The sequence below is a fragment of the Streptomyces sp. NPDC059875 genome (assembly GCF_042731085.1).
Classification (GTDB): domain Bacteria; phylum Actinomycetota; class Actinomycetes; order Streptomycetales; family Streptomycetaceae; genus Streptomyces.
On record NZ_JBHWJZ010000006.1, the window covers coordinates 37,200 to 53,557 of the forward strand.

Here is a 16,358-nt window from a genome sequence, read left to right on the forward strand (position 1 = left end):
GCCCTGAACTTATCCACAGCGTTGTGCACAGCACTGGATAACTTACGAAGATCTGTGGATAACTCCAGGGCCGTTGACGCCGGTGTGACTGCGGTACCCCCGCCGGAAAAGCACCCCGCCCCTCACCCCTACTGGAAAAGCCCAGCTCAGGGGTGGGGGGCGCAGTTGTTCTCCACGAGGTGCGCACGACCCGCCACGCGCTGTGGATAACTCTGGGGAAAGCTTTCCTGGAAGCTCGTCCACAGCCCCCGTCGCTCAGGTGAGCGCGGCGGAGCGGGCGAGGATCATTCCGAGGTCGATCAGGAGCACCAGTCCACAGGCCGTGTACTGGATCACGTTCCGCCGGGCCCGGGGCGCGTGCAGCAGACCGTAGGTCACCAGAGCGCCGCCGACGAGGCCGCCGATGTGCGCCTCCCAGGAGATACCGGGGCGGGTGAAGGTCAGCAGCAGCGACAGGGCCACGAAGAGGACCACCGGCCGCATGTCGTACCTCTGGCGGCGGGTGAGCACCGCCCAGGCGCCGATCAGGCCGAAGACGACGCCCGAGGCGCCCAGTGAGGGCTGGTTCGGCGCGGAGAGCAGAAAGGCGAGCGCGGAGCCGGAGAGTCCGGAGAGCAGACAGAGCGTGGCGTAGCGGATCCGCCCGAGTTCCGGTTCGACGATTCCGCCGATGACCCACAGTCCCAGCATGTTGAAGACGAAGTGCGGGATCTCCTGGTGGAGCACGGTGGAGGTGAGCAGCCGGTACCACTCGCCGTCCGCGACGCCCACCACCTCGCCGAGCGGCGGGCTGAAGGCGTAGCCGATCAGCGACAGCTCGTCCACGAGCCGGTCGCCGGCCACCTGGACGGCGATGAAGAGGGCGAGGTTGATCGCGATGAGGATCTTGGTGACGAAACGGCCGTCGCTCGCCACTCGGCCGCCGGCGAGCGTACGGGGCTGGTTGGCGTCGGGGGCGTGGCCCGTGCCGGAGCCGTTGCGTACGCAGTCCGGGCACTGGAAGCCGACGGAGGCGGAGACCATGCACTGCGGGCAGATCGGCTTGTCGCAGCGGGTGCAGCGGATGCCTGTCTCGACGTCCGGGTGGCGGTAACAGCGCGGCAGGCCGGACTGCGGCTCCATGAAGGTCCCTCCCGGGGAGATGGGGCGGCGAGGCAGTGCCCCGCCCTCCTGCATACGGACGGGCGGGGCGGAAAGGTTCCCTTGCGGAACCGGCCGATGGGCCGGCTGACCGGTCGAGGGTCAGCGGGTCTCGATGACCACGGACTCCAGGACCACGTCGTCGAGGGGGCGCTTGGTGTTCGCGTTGACCGGCGTCGCGGCGATCGCGTCGACGACCTTCTTGCTCGCCGCTCCGACGACCTCGCCGAAGATCGTGTGCTTGCGGTTCAGCCAGGTCGTGGCGCCGACCGTGATGAAGAACTGCGAGCCGTTGGTGCCCGGCCCGGCGTTGGCCATCGCAAGGAGATAGGGGCGGTCGAAGAAGAGCTCCGGGTGGAACTCGTCGGCGAACTCGTACCCCGGTCCGCCCGTGCCGTTCCCCAGCGGGTCGCCGCCCTGGATCATGAAGCCCTCGATGACCCGGTGGAAGACGGTGCCGTCGTACAGGCGGTCCGCGGCGAGGGTGCCGGTGGCCGGGTGCGTCCACTCGCGCTCGCCCCGCGCGAGTTCGGTGAAGTTTCTGACCGTCTTGGGGGCGTGGTTCGGCAGCAGCCGAATCTCGATGTCGCCCAGGCTGGTCTTGAGAGTGGCGTAGAGCTGCTCGGCCACGGTCCGCCTTCCGTAAGTCTCCACTGACGCGGATCGCATCCTCGCACGGAAGAGACAGGGGGATGCCCCGGATGCCCGCCCCGCATGCCGGACCGCGATCGGACAGGCATGATTTCGAAATGGGTGGAAAGGCGAAAAACCGACACCGCCACCGAGGAGGAGGATCCCGTGACCCGGATGGACAGCGTGCGCGCCGCGACCGATTCGGCCAAGGACAGCGTGCTGCACGCCGCGGAAGTGGTGGCGCCTTATGCCGGCACGGCCAAGGACCAAGCCGTGCAGTATGCCGGCACAGCCAAGGACCACGCCGCGCACTATGCGCACGAGGCACGCGTCCGGCTCGCGCCGAAAGTCTCGAAGGCCGCTCATCAGGCCCGTAAGCAAGCTCGTGTGCAGTACGAATGCCATGTCGCACCGCATGTACCGCCGCGGGTGGACGAGGCCGCGCAACGTGCCGCGATCGTCACCCGCAAGGCCGCCCGTCAGGCGGCCGATTACACCGTTCCGCGTGTCGAGCACGCGGTCGCCGCGACCGGTCCCGTCCTCGATGAGGCCGGGTCGCGTTCGGTGGCCGCCTGGGCCGCGCTGCGCGGTCAGGTGACACCGAAGGAAATCCAGAAGATCGTTCGGAAGCACGAGCGTCGGGCCAGGGTCGGGCACCTCGCCAAGGGATTCCTGGTCCTCGGTGTGGTGGCCGCCGGTGCCTTCTGCCTGTGGAAGTGGTGGGACAAGCAGGCCAACCCGGACTGGCTGGTCGAACCGCCTGCTCCTACCGAGGTCGATGAGGGGGCGTCGGAACCGTCGTCCCGTACGTCTCCGCTGTCGTCCGTCGACGCCAGTGGGGCCCTCGATCCCGAGGTGGAGGCCAAGGAGGCCGAAGCCGAAGCCGGATCCGATGTCGAGTCGGATACCGATGCGGAGCGCGACGATCGTCGCTGACCGCGGGCTGCCTCCGTGCGCGTGTGGCGCGCTGGGTCGTGGGGCGCGGGGAGCGCGTCGACTCCCTGCGCCCTACGCCGTCGCGGCGAGCGCGCGGCCCGACAGCTCCGTCTGGTCCGCGAGAGCGGTCTCGACCGGGGCGTCGGCGGGCAGGTGGCGGACGGAGGGCGAGGAGTTGTGCGCCTCGGCGCCGATGCGCTGCTTGATCGTGGGCGGCAGGGAGCGGTCGCGCGCGGGCCACTGATGTGCCCTTCGCTGGGCCGGTACGGCGGCGGCCGGGGTGCGCGCACCGGCGGTGGCGGCGGAGGCCGGCTCCTCCGGCTGCTGGACGGCGGGAGCCTGCGCGGCGGTGGCGGTGGACGCCAGGCCGACGGAGGCGAGCAGGGCGAAGAGTACGGAGATGAAGGCGGTCCAGAACTGCTTGACCTTGGCGGTGGCCATGGCCCCTCGCTTTCGTGACGTTCTCGGATGGATCATTTCGAATTGCGCGCTTTTCGTACCTTCCTCATGATGTGGACGGGCGCCCGGATTCCTCGGAGCGACGCCGCCACCGCGCAGTTCTTCCGATGAACACCACCCGTCCGGCTCAGTGGACGCCGACGAGCTCCGTGGCGCCGCCGGTGACGGGCGCCTGCGCGCGTGCCCTCTCGGCCCACCGGACGGCGGGTTTCGTCGCCGCCGCGGCCACCAGGAAGATCGCGCCGAGGACCAGCCAGCCGGGCACGCCCCAGGTCACCAGGAGCGTGGTGACCAGCAGCGGACCGAGGGTCCGCGCGACGGGGACACCAGTGCCGTAGAAGCCCTGGTACTGCCCGATCCGGCCGGCAGGCGCGAGGGCGAAGCCGATCTGCCAGGACCCGGCGGAGTGGCGCATCTCCGCGGCGACCTGGAGCGCCGCGCCGAGGGCGAGCACCGCGACGGTCGTCCACGGACCGAGGCCGGCGGCCGTCACCGCGAACACGGCGCAGGAGGCGAGCATGACGACGCCGGACCGGCCCACCGCGCGCGTGGCCTGCGGAAGTCCGGTCACCGACCTGGCCGTCCGTACCTGGAAGACCATCACGGCCGCGGTGTTGAGGACGAACAGCGCCGAGACGACCCAGCCGGGCGCCGAGGTCCGCTCCACGATCCACAGCGGCAGGGCGAGGCTGAGCAGCGGGAGCCGCAGGAGCAGCACCGCGTTGAGGAAGGTGAGCAGCGCGTACGGGCGGTCGCGGAGCACCGCGAGGCGGGGTTCGCCGCCCTTCGCCGCGGGGGCGGCGGGCACGGGCGGCAGGCCGCGCAGCACCAGGGCGCAGAGCAGGAAGCCGGCCGCGTCCAGCGCGAAGACGGACAGATAGGCGGTGCGGGTGCCGGCGTGCAGGGCGAGTCCGCCGATCCCGGCGCCGACGGCGAGGCCGGCGTTGAGGGTGGACTGCAGCCTGGCCAGGACCTCCGTACGGGCCGAGGGCTCGACCAGACCGGCCAGCAGCGCCTGGCGGGCGGCGGCGAGTCCGCTCTGGGCGGTGGCGTACACCGCGGCCGCGATCATGAACGCCTCGAAGGAGCGGATGAAGAGGAACGACGCGACGGCCGCCGCGGTGGCGAGCGCCAGCAGGACGGCGGTCCCGCGCGGCCCGCGCCGGTCGGCGAGGTGGCCGAGCCAGACGCCCGCGACCGAGCCGACGGCCCAGGCGAGGGTGAGACCGATGCCGATCTGCGCGGCGGACAGGCCGACGATCCGGGTGAAGTAGAGCGCCGAGGAGACGTAGAAGGCGCCGTCGCCGATCGAGTTGCTCAGCTGGGCGAGGAGGAGCGCCCGGGGAGCCCGGGAGGCCTTGGGGGCGGTGGAGGAAGGGTTCGGCATGCACACGACGGTAGGAAGCCGTGGCCCAGGCAGACAGGTCCATTGCCGGCACGGGAACGTGGGCCACTTGGGAGCGATCCGCCACAGAACCGAAAAAAGCCCCTCCGAGCTACGTTTCCGCAGGTCAGAGGGGCGTTTCCGGTGGAGCCTAGGGGAGTCGAACCCCTGACATCTGCCATGCAAAGACAGCGCTCTACCAACTGAGCTAAGGCCCCGGAACGAGAACAGAGTACCGGGTCACCCCCTCTTTCCCGCAAAAGGATTGGGACTCCCGGTCGGCGACCACGCTCCGTAAGATGCTGATCGAGGTTCGCAGTGGCGAACCCCAGGGATGGGGAGAAGTAATGGACGCAGCGCAGCAGGAAGCCACGGCAAGAGCCAGGGAGCTTCAGCGCAGTTGGTACGGAGAGCCGCTGGGGGCGCTCTTCCGTCGGCTGATCGACGATCTCGGGCTCAATCAGGCCAGGCTGGCGGCCGTGCTCGGCCTCTCGGCACCCATGCTCTCCCAACTGATGAGCGGCCAGCGGGCCAAGATCGGCAACCCGGCCGTCGTCCAGCGCGTCCAGGCCCTGCAGGAGCTCGCCGGGCAGGTCGCCGACGGCAGCGTCAGCGCGGCCGAGGCCACCGACCGCATGGACGAGATCAAGAAGTCGCAGGGCGGCTCCGTGCTGACCGGCACCAGCCAGACCACGACCAGCTCGGGCGCGCCGACCGTACGTCGCGTGGTCCGCGAGATCCAGTCGCTGCTGCGCTCGGTCGCGGCCGCGGGCGACATCATCGATGCGGCGGACTCCCTCGCCCCGGCCCACCCGGAACTGGCAGAGTTCCTCCGGGTGTACGGCGCGGGGCGCACCGCGGACGCGGTCGCGCACTACGAGTCGCACCAGAACTGACACAGAGCAGCCGGTCCGGCAGAACGGACCAGGGACGACGGGGAGCGGGCGCAGCGCAATGGGTGAGGTCTTCGCTGGTCGGTACGAGCTGATCGACCCGATCGGACGCGGTGGCGTCGGCGCGGTGTGGCGTGCCTGGGACCACCGGCGCCGCCGCTATGTGGCGGCCAAGGTGCTCCAGCAGAGCGACGCCCACACGCTGCTCCGCTTCGTGAGGGAGCAGGCGCTCCGGATCGACCATCCCCATGTCCTCGCCCCGGCCAGTTGGGCCGCGGACGACGACAAGGTGCTGTTCACCATGGATCTGGTGGCCGGCGGGTCTCTGGCGCACGTCATCGGCGACTACGGCGCGTTGCCGCCGCGCTTCGTGTGCACCCTGCTGGATCAGCTGCTCTCCGGTCTGGACGCGGTGCACGCGGAGGGGGTCGTGCACCGCGACATCAAGCCGGCGAACATCCTGCTCGACGTCACCGGAACCGGGCGGCCGCATCTGCGGCTGTCCGATTTCGGCATCTCGATGCGCAAGGGCGAGCCTCGCCTGACCGAGACCAACTACGTGGTGGGGACGCCCGGTTACTTCGCGCCCGAGCAGATGATGGGCGCGGAGCCGGACTTCCCGGCCGACCTCTTCGCGGTCGGCCTGGTCGCGCTCTATCTGCTCCAGGGTCAGAAGCCCGACTCCCGCGCCCTGATCGAGTACTTCATGGCGCACGGGACCCCGGGAGCCCCGGAAGGCATTCCGGAGCCGCTGTGGCAGGTCCTCGCGGGCCTGCTCCAGCCGGACCCGCAGGCCCGTTTCAAGACGGCGACGGGTGTGCGCAAGGCGCTGGCCTCGGCCGTCGAGATGCTGCCAGAGGCCCGCCCGGACGAGGAGCCGGTCGAGGTCTTCGACCAGATCGGCCCGCTGCCCGCCGGCTTCGGCCCGAACGGCCCCGAGACGCAGGCCCCCGCCCCCGCACCCGTACAACCGCCACCACACACGCAGGCACAGCCACAGCAGCCGGTGCCGAGCCCCTCCGAGACGGGCAGCTTCCACCTGTCCCCGCCCCCTCAGCCGGTCGCCGCCCCCACGCAGCCCCCGGTCCCCGCCTCCTCCGCGCATACGGCCTCCCCCCATCCCGCCGCCGCGCCGGACTTCGCCCAGGCCCCGACGGCCGCGGTGTCGTACCAACAAGCCTCTACTCGTCAATACACCGCTCACGCCGCGCAGGTTCCCACCCAGGCGTCACCGGCCACCGCCCCGGCCACTTCGGCGTCGGCCCCGGCAAAGCGACCGGGACCGCCCCCGAAGGTGGCGGTCCCGGTCCTGGTCGTCGCTCTGATCTGCTTCGCGGTCGGCATCTGGGCGCTCACCCAGACCTGACGGGCGGCCGCCCCGCCGACCGCCCTGCGCCCACCGCCCGCGCCTACCGGCCCGTCGGCGGCCCGAACTGCGGCGGACCACCCTGGGGCCCGCCCTGCGGCAGACCCTGCGGCGCCTCACGCGCCGCCCGTCGCCGTCCCGCGAGCGTCCACAGGCCGAGCCCGACGATCAGTACGGTTCCGGCGCCGATCCCGGCCGCCGCGACCAGGGCCATGCTGTCGCTCTTCTGCGCCTGCGGCCCGCTCGCGCCGCTGGCCGCCGCGTCCCGGTCGTCGTCGGTGACCTTGAAGATCCCTGCGTCCCCGTCGTACGCGGGGCCCGCCTTCGCCGTATCGGTGACATTCACCCGCAGCGTCAGCGGCATCGGCTTGTCCCCGTACTCCTTGGCGACCTCCGGGCTGAGCGTGGCCGACAGGTAGTACCAGCCCGCGAACCGCATGGCGTTCGTGTAGCTGTTGGAGGAGTAACGGTTCTCGAAGGCGACCGGCCGGTGCGGATCGAGCGCGAGCGTCGCCGGCTTGCCGTCGTAGGTGATGGTGTCCTGGTCGACATGGCCGCGGGCCGGGTTGTCGAGCGAGAGCACCAGCGCGTTGGGGACGTACTCGGTGGCGCCGGTCGGGCTGCTGCCGAGCTCCGCGGTGGCGAACAGCTGCTGCCCCCAGTCGACGGGCACCCGGTAGAACAGCGTCTGCCCGGGCTTGATGTCGGCGCGCCACTCGCCCTGCTTCAGCGAGGTGGCGTCGTGGAAGCCCGCGCCGCCCTGCCGCTTCTGCGGGCCGCCGGCGGGCGGCGGGGGCGAGGAGGAGGGCCAGTTCTCGGGCAGTTCGGTCGGGCCGGTCTTCTTCACGCCCGGCTCGGAGAGGTAGCGGATCTCCAGTTCCCAGTCGTCGGGCGTGGAGACGGCCTTCGAAGTCCTCTCGACGAGGACGTAGTAGGCGCCCGCCTGCTGGCAGGTGGAGCTGTCGGCCTCGATCGTGCGGTGGGCGTACGCGGTGATGGGCCGGGTGAAGCCGGCGGACTCGAACGCCGCGTCCTGGTAGCCGCACTGCGTGGCGGAACCGTCCTGCAGGCTGACCTTGATGCCGTCGCCGTACTCCGCCTTGCCGCCGGCCTTCGGAACGGCCACCACCGACACGTACGCGTTCGACTTCGCGTCGAGATCGACCCGGTAGTAGAGCTTGCCGTCCTTCTTGATGGAGTCCCGGTAGCTCTGCCCGGCCTTCAACTGCTGGGCGTCCAGGCTGGATGCGGCGCCCTTGATCTGGGTGGCCGCGCCGTCGAAGGCGTACGGGCTCTCGCCGGCCGCCCACGCCACGCCCGGCAGCGCCACGGCCGTGAACACCGCCGCCGCAGCCACCGCCGCACCCACCGTCGCGACCGGGGACCCGGCCGCCCGCATCCGCCCGCGCTGCCTCTTCACGCGCCTCTTCACGCGCCTCTCCTCGTGTCCGTAGCCGTCCCGCCCCGTACCCGCTTCACAACGAACACCGCCGCCGCGATCAGTACGACGGCTCCGCCGCCCGCCCCGGCGGCCGCGGTGACGGTCCATCCTGCCCCGCCCGTCCCTCCGCTGTCTGCGTGCGCGGACGATTCGCCCCGCTTGTCGGTCTTTCCCGCCACCGGCGCCGCACCGTGCTCGGGCCCGGTGAGCTCCTCGCCGAGGACGTCGATCCGCAGGACCACCGCGATCTGCGGATTCCGGGCGATCTCGGCGGCCTCGGCGCCGAGCGTGACCGCGATGTAGAAGCCGCCGGTGGTGTGCACCGGGACGACGTTGGGGTGGCTCTCGTACCGGTTGGTCCAGGCGACGGGCACGGTGCCCATGCTCAGCGCGGTGGGACGCCCGTTGTACGTGGTCGTGGAGCCGAACTCGCCCGTTCCGCCGCCGACGGGGTGGCGTGCGGGGGTGTAGACCTGCGTGCCGCCGTACGACGTCACCGACGAAGAGCCGTCGACGGTCGGCTCGTTGGCGAACTCGACGCCGTAGCGCAGCTGCTGTCCCCAGCCGACCGGCACCTTGTACCAGAGGGTCTGGGAGGGCAGGAGGCGGTCGCGCCACACGCCCCGCCCGAGCTCCCGCGCGTCGTTGAAGCCGGTCCCGCCGCGGACGTCCTTCGGATCGCCGGTGGGCAGGACGGCCTCCTTGCCGCCGGCTCCGTACTCGGGCCGGGACTGCGCGGGGGTGATCCCGGCGCGCAGCGGTGTCTCGACACCGAGGACCAGCTCCAGCGGCCAGCGGGCCGCGTCCGACGCGGGCTTGCTGGTGCGCTCGACGACGAACCAGTAGCGGCCCGCCTTGTCGCAGGTCGAGTACCGCTTCTCGGTCGGGATGCGGGCGACGGCGGAGGTGAGCGGCACGGCGCCCTCGTCCTGGTGGAAGATCTCGCTGTTGGTCGCGCAATTGCCCTCGCCGCCGGCGTGCGCGTAGACGAGGCTGGTGCTCAGCTTGTCGACGGTGTCCACGGCCGCTCCGGGCTGCGGCACGGCCGTCGCCGAGAGGTTCACCGTGGAGACGTCGTCCAGGTCGGCCGCGTAGTACCGCTTCTCACCGGGCCCGATGGTGTCCAGGTACTGCCCCGGTACGAGCCCGGGCGCCCGGTCGCTCGTCGGGGTGCCCGCGATCTGCTTGCCCTGGAGGCGGTAGCCGTCCGCCGACAGCCGCGAGGCCCGCTGGAGCTGCCGGGCGAGCGCGTCGGCGTCGGGCGCGTCGTAGTAACGGCCGTTGCCCGCCTCGGCGATGCACTCCAGATCCTTGCGCGCCGCGCCCTTCACCTGGAAGCCGACGGTGTCGATCCGCAGGCCGATGCCGTCCTTGGCGAGCTGTGCGGCGACCTCGCAGGGCTTGGGGCTGCCGCAGTTGTCCTCGCCGTCGGAGATCAGCAGGATCGTGCGCGTCCCGATCGTTCCGCCGGAGGGCTCGGGAAGGTCCTGGGCGGCCTTCTGGAGGGACAGCCCGATGGGAGTGTCCCCGGTGGGCTTCAGCGCCGCGACGGCGGCCTTGAGGCCGGCCCGGTCCAGCGGCTCGACCGGCCGGACGAGCCGGGTGTCCGTGCATCCCTTGGGCCGGTCGGCGCCGTAGACCCGCAGTCCGGTGGGATGCCCGTCAGGCAGGCCGTCGACGACGGTCCCGACGGCCGCGCGGGCCGCCGCCATCCTCGTACGTCCCGAGCCGTCGTCGTCGCCCATGGAGCCGGACGAGTCGAGCACCATCACCAGGCTTCCGGTGCCGGCTCCTTCGCGCTCGGCCGCGGCCGCCCCCGGTACCGGCGCGAGCAGCAGGGCGAGCAACGCCCCCGCCGCCCATCCGGCCGCTGTTCGTCGCACTCTCATGTCACTTCCCCCTTGACCGCGATCACTCAACTTTGCTCTCGCAACTTAATGATTTGCGGGGGTGAACTCAAGAGGGCCTGCGTCACGGTCCTGAAACAGGGCTCGGAGCAGTGCCGTGAACAGCGCCGGCAACAGGGTCTGGAACAGCGCGAAGCCCCGACCGCTCGGTAGCGGCCGGGGCTTCACGCTCGAACGTGCTGCGTCTCAGACACCCGAACCTGCGGGCACGGAGTCGGTCGCCTCCGTCCACAGATCCTGCTCGGCGCGATCCGCCTGGATCTGGCGGTACACGAGGAGCCCGCCGATGGCGGCCAGTGCGACCAGGAGAAGCTTCTTCACCGCGCGACCTCGTCTTTCGTTGACGTAGGAGACTTCTGACGCCCACTCTACACACCGACCGATACCGATCGGTGACCTACCCGAGCACCCGGCCCTCGCACAAAGCAATCGGCCCGGACGGTGAACCGTCCGGGCCGATCTGCACTGTGGGGCTAACAGGATTTGAACCTGTGGCCTCATCCTTATCAGGGATGCGCTCTAACCAACTGAGCTATAGCCCCGCCGCGCTCTGCGGTGTGTGTCCCGCGCGCTGACTCCTGAAGATTAGCGCACGTGGGGGCCAGTCCCAAAATCGCCCGGGACGGAGCCCCTGATGAGCACGGCTTCAGGCCCCCACGCAGGTCACTCGTCCTCCGCCAGCGTCAGCTCCACGCCGCCCACGAAACCGGCGGACAGGTTGTAGATGAACGCCCCCAGGGTCGCCAGCGCGGTCATCAGGACCACGTCGATCACGGCGATCACCGAGGTGAACATGAGCACCCGCGGCAGCGAGAGGAACGACTGCAGATCGAAGCCGTTGGACTCGTTCGAGCCCGTCGCCTCGCTGATCGTGCCGCCGACGGTCGAGAAGACGCCCATGGCGTCCATGACCATCCACAGCACCGACGCGGCCACGACCGTGCAGACGCCCAGCGCGATGGAGAGCAGGAAGCTCACCTTCATCACCGACCACGGATCGGCCTTGGCCACCCGCAGCCGCGCCTTGCGCGTACGGGGCGTGGTGCGCGCCCCGGTACGCGGCCGACGCACGGCGCCCGTGTTCTGACCGCCCGCACCGCCCACCACTCCGGCGGCCGGCGCCTGAGCGCCGTACGCCTGCGGCGGGTGGTACGGCCCGCTCGGCTGCTGCGCTCCCGCGCGCTCGCCGGGCAGCGGCCCGTTGTACGTCTCGTACGAGGGCCCCTGCCCTCGGGTGTCCGTCACCGCAACCCCCTGGGAGTCCGTGGCGGAACCACGGGCACCGTTCGCTCCAGCACCAGCAGAAGCTCCGGCAGCCGCCGATCCGGCGCCCGTGGCTCCACTCACGCTCTACTCCTCGTGCTCCCCGGCCGAGGGCTCGGTGCCCTCGGCTGCCTCGACCGCGGTCGCGGCCTCGACGCCATCGCCGATCTCGGCATCGGCCTCGACGACCTCTTCGGCCTCGCTGCCCGCCTCGGCGTTCCGCGCGATGCCGACGACGGCATCCCGCTTGCCCAGGTTGATCAGCTGGACGCCCATGGTGTCACGGCCGGTCTCCCTGACTTCGTTGACTCGCGTACGAATCACACCGCCGGACAGCGTGATGGCGAGGATCTCGTCCGTCTCCTCGACCACCAGCGCGCCCACGAGCGAACCACGGTCCTCCACGATCTTGGCGGCCTTGATACCGAGGCCACCGCGACCCTGGACGCGGTACTCGTCGACGTTGGTCCGCTTCGCGTACCCACCGTCGGTGGCGGTGAAGACGAACGTACCCGGCCGGACGACATTCATCGAGAGCAGCTCGTCGCCCTCGCGGAAACTCATCCCCTTGACTCCGGACGTCGCACGTCCCATCGGACGCAGCGCGTCGTCCGTAGCGGTGAACCGGATCGACTGCGCCTTCTTGCTGATGAGCAGCAGATCGTCCTCCGCCGACACCAGCTCGGCGCCGATCAGCTCGTCGTCGCTACCGTCCTCGGTCTCCCGGAGGTTGATCGCGATGACACCACCGGAACGCGGGGAGTCGTAGTCCTTCAGCGCGGTCTTCTTCACCAGACCGGCCTTCGTGGCCAGCACCAGGTACGGCGCCGCCTCGTAGTCGCGGATCGCCAGGATCTCGGCGATCTGCTCGTCCGGCTGGAAGGCCAGCAGGTTGGCGACGTGCTGGCCGCGCGCGTCCCGGCCGGCGTCCGGAAGCTCGTACGCCTTGGCCCGGTAGACCCGGCCCTTGTTGGTGAAGAAGAGCAGCCAGTGGTGGGTCGTGGACACGAAGAAGTGGTCGACGATGTCGTCCTGCTTCAGCTTCGTGCCGCGCACGCCCTTGCCGCCGCGCTTCTGCGAGCGGTAGTCCTCGGTCTTCGTCCGCTTCACATAGCCGCCACGCGTGATGGTGACGACGATGTCCTCCTCGGCGATCAGGTCCTCGATGGACATGTCACCGTCGAAGGGCACCAGCTTGGAGCGGCGGTCGTCGCCGAACTTCTCGACGAGCAGCGCCAGCTCCTCGCTGACGATCCGGCGCTGACGCTCCTCGGACGCGAGGATCGCGTTGTACTCGTTGATCTTCGCCTGGAGCTCGTCGTGCTCGGCGACGATCTTCTGGCGCTCCAGGGCGGCGAGCCGGCGCAGCTGCATCTCGAGGATGGCGTTGGCCTGGATCTCGTCGATCTGCAGCAGGCCCATCAGGCCCTCGCGCGCGACCTCGACCGTGTCGCTGCGCCGGATGAGCGCGATGACCTCGTCGATCGCGTCGAGCGCCTTGAGCAGACCGCGCAGGATGTGGGCGCGCTCCTCGGCCTTGCGCAGCCGGAAGCGGGTCCGGCGCACGATGACCTCGATCTGGTGCGTCACCCAGTGACGGATGAACGCGTCCAGGGAGAGCGTGCGCGGCACACCGTCGACGAGCGCCAGCATGTTCGCGCCGAAGTTCGTCTGCAGGTCGGTGTGCTTGTACAGGTTGTTGAGCACGACCTTGGCGACGGCATCGCGCTTGAGCACGATGACGAGCCGCTGGCCGGTACGGGACGAGGTCTCGTCGCGGACGTCGGCGATGCCGCCGATCTTGCCGTCCTTCACCAGGTCGGCGATCTTCTGCGCGAGGTTGTCCGGGTTGGTCTGGTACGGAAGCTCCGTGACCACCAGGCACTGGCGGTTCTGGATCTCCTCGACCTCGACGACCGCGCGCATCGTGATGGAGCCACGACCGGTGCGGTACGCCTCCTCGATGCCCTTGCGGCCCACGACCAGCGCGCCGGTCGGGAAGTCAGGGCCCTTGATCCGCTCGATGAGCGCGTCGAGCAGCTCCTCGTGCGTGGCCTCCGGGTGCTCCAGCGCCCACTGGGCACCGGCCGCGACCTCGCGCAGGTTGTGCGGCGGGATGTTGGTCGCCATACCGACCGCGATACCGGCCGAGCCGTTGACCAGCAGGTTCGGGAAGCGCGCCGGCAGGACCGTCGGCTCCTGGTTCCGGCCGTCGTAGTTGTCCTGGAAGTCGACGGTCTCCTCGTCGATGTCCCGGAGCATCTCCATGGCCAGCGGCATCATCTTGCACTCGGTGTACCGCATGGCGGCGGCCGGGTCGTTGCCCGGAGAACCGAAGTTGCCGTTGGAGTCCACCAGCGGCAGCCGCATCGACCACGGCTGGGCGAGGCGGACGAGCGCGTCGTAGATCGACGAGTCGCCGTGCGGGTGGTACGTACCCATGACGTCACCGACGACGCGGGCGCACTTGTAGAAGCCCTTCTCGGGCCGGTAGCCGCCGTCGTACATCGCGTACAGCACGCGCCGGTGGACGGGCTTGAGGCCGTCCCGCACGTCGGGCAGCGCACGCGACACGATGACGGACATCGCGTAGTCGAGGTACGAGCGCTGCATCTCGGTCTCGAGCCCGACGGGCTCGATCCGCAGCACCGGCTCTTCTTCTTCGGTCGTCACAGGGGTGTTCTCGTCGGCCATTGCTGGTCGTCAGTCCTTTCGTACGGTCAGCTGAGACCGACTCAGATGTCGAGGAAGCGAACGTCCTTGGCGTTGCGCTGGATGAAGGAGCGCCGTGCCTCGACGTCCTCACCCATCAGCACCGAGAACAGGTCGTCCGCCTGCGCCGCGTCGTCCAGGGTCACCTGACCGAGGACACGGTGGTCCTGGTCCATCGTGGTGACGCGCAGCTCCTCGGCGTTCATCTCGCCCAGACCCTTGAAGCGCTGGATCGAGTCCTCGCGGATCCGCTTGCCGTTCTGCTTGCCCAGCTCGACGAGCGCGTCGCGCTCACGGTCCGAGTACGCGTACTCGAAGTCGTCCCGGCCCCACTTGATCTTGTAGAGCGGCGGGCGGGAGAGGTAGACGTGACCGGCCTCGACCAGCGGACGCATGAAGCGGAAGAGGAAGGTCAGCAGCAGGGTGTTGATGTGCTGGCCGTCGACGTCGGCGTCCGCCATCAGAATGATCTTGTGATAGCGGAGCTTCTCGATGTCGAAGTCCTCGTGGACTCCGGTGCCGAAGGCCGAGATCAGCGCCTGGACCTCGGTGTTCTGCAGGATCTTGTCGATCCGCGCCTTCTCGACGTTCAGGATCTTGCCGCGGATCGGCAGGATGGCCTGGTACATCGGGTTACGACCGGACTTGGCCGAACCACCGGCGGAGTCACCCTCGACGATGAAGATCTCGCACTTGGTGGGGTCGTTCGACTGGCAGTCGCTCAGCTTGCCGGGCAGGGACGCCGACTCCAGCAGGCCCTTGCGGCGGGTCAGGTCGCGCGCCTTGCGGGCCGCCACGCGCGCGGTGGCCGCCTGGATCGACTTGCGGATGATGTCCGAGGCCTCGACGGGGTTGCGGTCGAACCAGTCGTTGAGGTGCTCGTGGACGATCTTCTGGACGAAGGTCTTGGCCTCCGTGTTGCCCAGCTTCGTCTTCGTCTGGCCCTCGAACTGCGGCTCACCCAGCTTGATGGAGATGATCGCCGTCAGGCCCTCGCGGATGTCCTCACCGGTGAGGTTGTCGTCCTTCTCGCGCAGGAGCTTCTTGTCGCGCGCGTACCGGTTCACCAGGCCCGTCAGCGCGGCGCGGAAGCCCTCTTCGTGCGTACCGCCCTCATGCGTGTGGATCGTGTTCGCGAAGGAGTACACACCCTCGCTGTACTGCGAGTTCCACTGCATCGCGATCTCGACCGAGAGCATCCGCTCCTTGTCCTCGGCCTCGACGTCGATGACGGTCGGGTGGATCAGCTCGCCCTTGCGCGAGTTGAGGTACTTCACGAAGTCGACGATGCCGCCCTCGTAGTGGTACTTCACCGTGCGCGCCGGCTGCTCCTCCGCCGCCTCGGCGTCGGGGTCGTCGGCGTTCATCGTCGCCTTGGCCGACTCGCGCTCGTCCGTCAGCGTCAGGGTGAGGCCCTTGTTGAGGAAGGCCATCTCCTGGAAGCGACGCGCAAGCGTCTCGAAGGAGTACTCGGTGGTCTCGAAGACGTCCGGGTCGGCCCAGAACGTCACGGTGGTGCCGGAGTCCTCGACCTCCTCGTGCTTGGCGAGGGGCGCGGTGGGCACACCGAGCTTGTAGTCCTGCGTCCAGCGGTGGCCGTCGCGCTTGATGTCGACGGAGAGCCGGGTGGACAGCGCGTTGACGACGGAGACACCCACACCGTGCAGACCGCCGGACACGGCGTAGCCGCCGCCGCCGAACTTGCCGCCCGCGTGCAGGACGGTGAGCACGACCTCGACGGCCGGCTTCTTCTCGACGGGGTGGAGGTCCACCGGGATGCCACGGCCGTTGTCGACGACCTTGACGCCGCCGTCGGCCAGGATCGTGACGTCGATCGTGTCCGCGTGACCCGCGAGGGCCTCGTCGACGGAGTTGTCGACGACCTCCTGCACGAGGTGGTGGAGTCCACGCTCACCGGTCGAGCCGATGTACATGCCGGGCCGCTTGCGGACCGCGTCCAGACCCTCGAGGACGGTGATAGCGCTGGCGTCGTACGACGCAGCGTTGGCGGACGGAGTGTTCTCGTTGGGGTTGCCGGAATCGGCCACGAAGCGCCCTTTCTGGCACAGCACAGGCCGTTCTCCGGGCATACGGGAGCGGCTGCGTCGTTCGACATGTTCCGCAGGGTGGCGGGATTGTCTACCAGTCTACCGGTAGCGCCGACACGAATGGGGGTTTGCCGGTACCTGAGTCCGCATGTGCCGCCCTGAGCGGGAGCGAGACG

At 69.8% G+C, this 16,358-nt stretch carries 13 protein-coding genes and 2 tRNA genes; 3 read left to right on the forward strand and 12 right to left on the reverse strand.

What is annotated here, in order from left to right; translation table 11 throughout:
• Positions 1-255: 255 nt before the first annotated feature.
• A complete protein-coding gene (locus ACFV9D_RS09255) occupies positions 256-1,122 on the reverse strand; it encodes a rhomboid family intramembrane serine protease (protein WP_385143314.1) in 867 nt (288 codons plus the stop codon).
• Positions 1,123-1,242: 120 nt separating this feature from the next.
• Positions 1,243-1,770 carry a peptidylprolyl isomerase gene (locus tag ACFV9D_RS09260; protein WP_385143317.1) on the reverse strand — a complete coding sequence of 176 codons (528 nt, stop codon included), beginning with the start codon at positions 1,768-1,770 and terminating at the stop codon, positions 1,243-1,245.
• 168 nt (positions 1,771-1,938) lie between these two features.
• Here ACFV9D_RS09260 and ACFV9D_RS09265 point away from each other — a divergent pair, with 168 nt between their 5' ends.
• Positions 1,939-2,709: a DUF5324 family protein gene (locus tag ACFV9D_RS09265; RefSeq protein WP_385143846.1), complete on the forward strand. Its 771-nt coding sequence runs from the start codon at positions 1,939-1,941 to the stop codon at positions 2,707-2,709.
• A gap of 72 nt (positions 2,710-2,781) precedes the next feature.
• On the opposite strand, the gene ACFV9D_RS09270 is transcribed toward ACFV9D_RS09265, so the two are convergent.
• The 3 genes from ACFV9D_RS09270 to ACFV9D_RS09280 form a co-directional block, all read right to left on the reverse strand.
• Entirely contained in the window at positions 2,782-3,150 is a 369-nt protein-coding gene (locus ACFV9D_RS09270) for a DUF6344 domain-containing protein (protein ID WP_385143320.1), read from the reverse strand.
• 145 nt (positions 3,151-3,295) lie between these two features.
• Positions 3,296-4,555 (reverse strand): MFS transporter, encoded by a 1,260-nt coding sequence (locus ACFV9D_RS09275; protein ID WP_385143323.1) that lies wholly within the window; start codon positions 4,553-4,555, stop codon positions 3,296-3,298.
• 142 nt (positions 4,556-4,697) lie between these two features.
• A tRNA-Ala gene (locus tag ACFV9D_RS09280) sits at positions 4,698-4,770 on the reverse strand.
• A 129-nt stretch (positions 4,771-4,899) separates the two neighbouring features.
• Between ACFV9D_RS09280 and ACFV9D_RS09285 the strand changes: the two genes are divergently transcribed.
• Entirely contained in the window at positions 4,900-5,448 is a 549-nt protein-coding gene (locus ACFV9D_RS09285) for a helix-turn-helix domain-containing protein (RefSeq protein ID WP_385143326.1), read from the forward strand.
• A 58-nt stretch (positions 5,449-5,506) separates the two neighbouring features.
• The gene (locus tag ACFV9D_RS09290) at positions 5,507-6,811 is read left to right on the forward strand and encodes a protein kinase (protein ID WP_385143329.1); all 1,305 of its coding nucleotides are present in this window, start codon (positions 5,507-5,509) and stop codon (positions 6,809-6,811) included.
• A 43-nt stretch (positions 6,812-6,854) separates the two neighbouring features.
• Here the strand turns inward: ACFV9D_RS09290 and ACFV9D_RS09295 are convergent, their stop codons facing one another.
• The 7 genes from ACFV9D_RS09295 to gyrB form a co-directional block, all read right to left on the reverse strand.
• Complete coding sequence (locus ACFV9D_RS09295) at positions 6,855-8,231, reverse strand: hypothetical protein (protein ID WP_385143848.1); 1,377 nt, start codon at positions 8,229-8,231, stop codon at positions 6,855-6,857.
• Between the two features lie 8 nt (positions 8,232-8,239).
• Entirely contained in the window at positions 8,240-10,141 is a 1,902-nt protein-coding gene (locus ACFV9D_RS09300) for a VWA domain-containing protein (RefSeq protein WP_385143332.1), read from the reverse strand.
• Positions 10,142-10,345: 204 nt separating this feature from the next.
• The gene (locus ACFV9D_RS09305) at positions 10,346-10,480 is read right to left on the reverse strand and encodes a DLW-39 family protein (protein WP_003958712.1); all 135 of its coding nucleotides are present in this window, start codon (positions 10,478-10,480) and stop codon (positions 10,346-10,348) included.
• Between the two features lie 147 nt (positions 10,481-10,627).
• A tRNA-Ile gene (locus ACFV9D_RS09310) sits at positions 10,628-10,701 on the reverse strand.
• Positions 10,702-10,822: 121 nt separating this feature from the next.
• Positions 10,823-11,404 carry a DUF3566 domain-containing protein gene (locus tag ACFV9D_RS09315; protein WP_385143335.1) on the reverse strand — a complete coding sequence of 194 codons (582 nt, stop codon included), beginning with the start codon at positions 11,402-11,404 and terminating at the stop codon, positions 10,823-10,825.
• A gap of 105 nt (positions 11,405-11,509) precedes the next feature.
• A complete protein-coding gene (gene gyrA, locus ACFV9D_RS09320; protein ID WP_385143338.1) occupies positions 11,510-14,116 on the reverse strand; it encodes a DNA gyrase subunit A in 2,607 nt (868 codons plus the stop codon).
• Between the two features lie 41 nt (positions 14,117-14,157).
• Positions 14,158-16,206 carry a DNA topoisomerase (ATP-hydrolyzing) subunit B gene (gene gyrB / locus ACFV9D_RS09325; RefSeq protein WP_385143341.1) on the reverse strand — a complete coding sequence of 683 codons (2,049 nt, stop codon included), beginning with the start codon at positions 16,204-16,206 and terminating at the stop codon, positions 14,158-14,160.
• Positions 16,207-16,358: the final 152 nt, after the last annotated feature.

What these genes read in the sequence shown, in the direction of transcription:
- ACFV9D_RS09255 (WP_385143314.1), bottom strand. Translation starts at nt 1,122, where the DNA reads ATGGAGCCGCAGTCCGGCCTGCCGCGCTGTTACCGCCACCCGGACGTC.
- ACFV9D_RS09270 (WP_385143320.1), bottom strand. Translation starts at nt 3,150, where the DNA reads ATGGCCACCGCCAAGGTCAAGCAGTTCTGGACCGCCTTCATCTCCGTA.
- ACFV9D_RS09275 (WP_385143323.1), bottom strand. Translation starts at nt 4,555, where the DNA reads ATGCCGAACCCTTCCTCCACCGCCCCCAAGGCCTCCCGGGCTCCCCGG.
- ACFV9D_RS09285 (WP_385143326.1), top strand. Translation starts at nt 4,900, where the DNA reads ATGGACGCAGCGCAGCAGGAAGCCACGGCAAGAGCCAGGGAGCTTCAG.
- ACFV9D_RS09290 (WP_385143329.1), top strand. Translation starts at nt 5,507, where the DNA reads ATGGGTGAGGTCTTCGCTGGTCGGTACGAGCTGATCGACCCGATCGGA.
- ACFV9D_RS09300 (WP_385143332.1), bottom strand. Translation starts at nt 10,141, where the DNA reads ATGAGAGTGCGACGAACAGCGGCCGGATGGGCGGCGGGGGCGTTGCTC.
- gyrA (WP_385143338.1), bottom strand. Translation starts at nt 14,116, where the DNA reads ATGGCCGACGAGAACACCCCTGTGACGACCGAAGAAGAAGAGCCGGTG.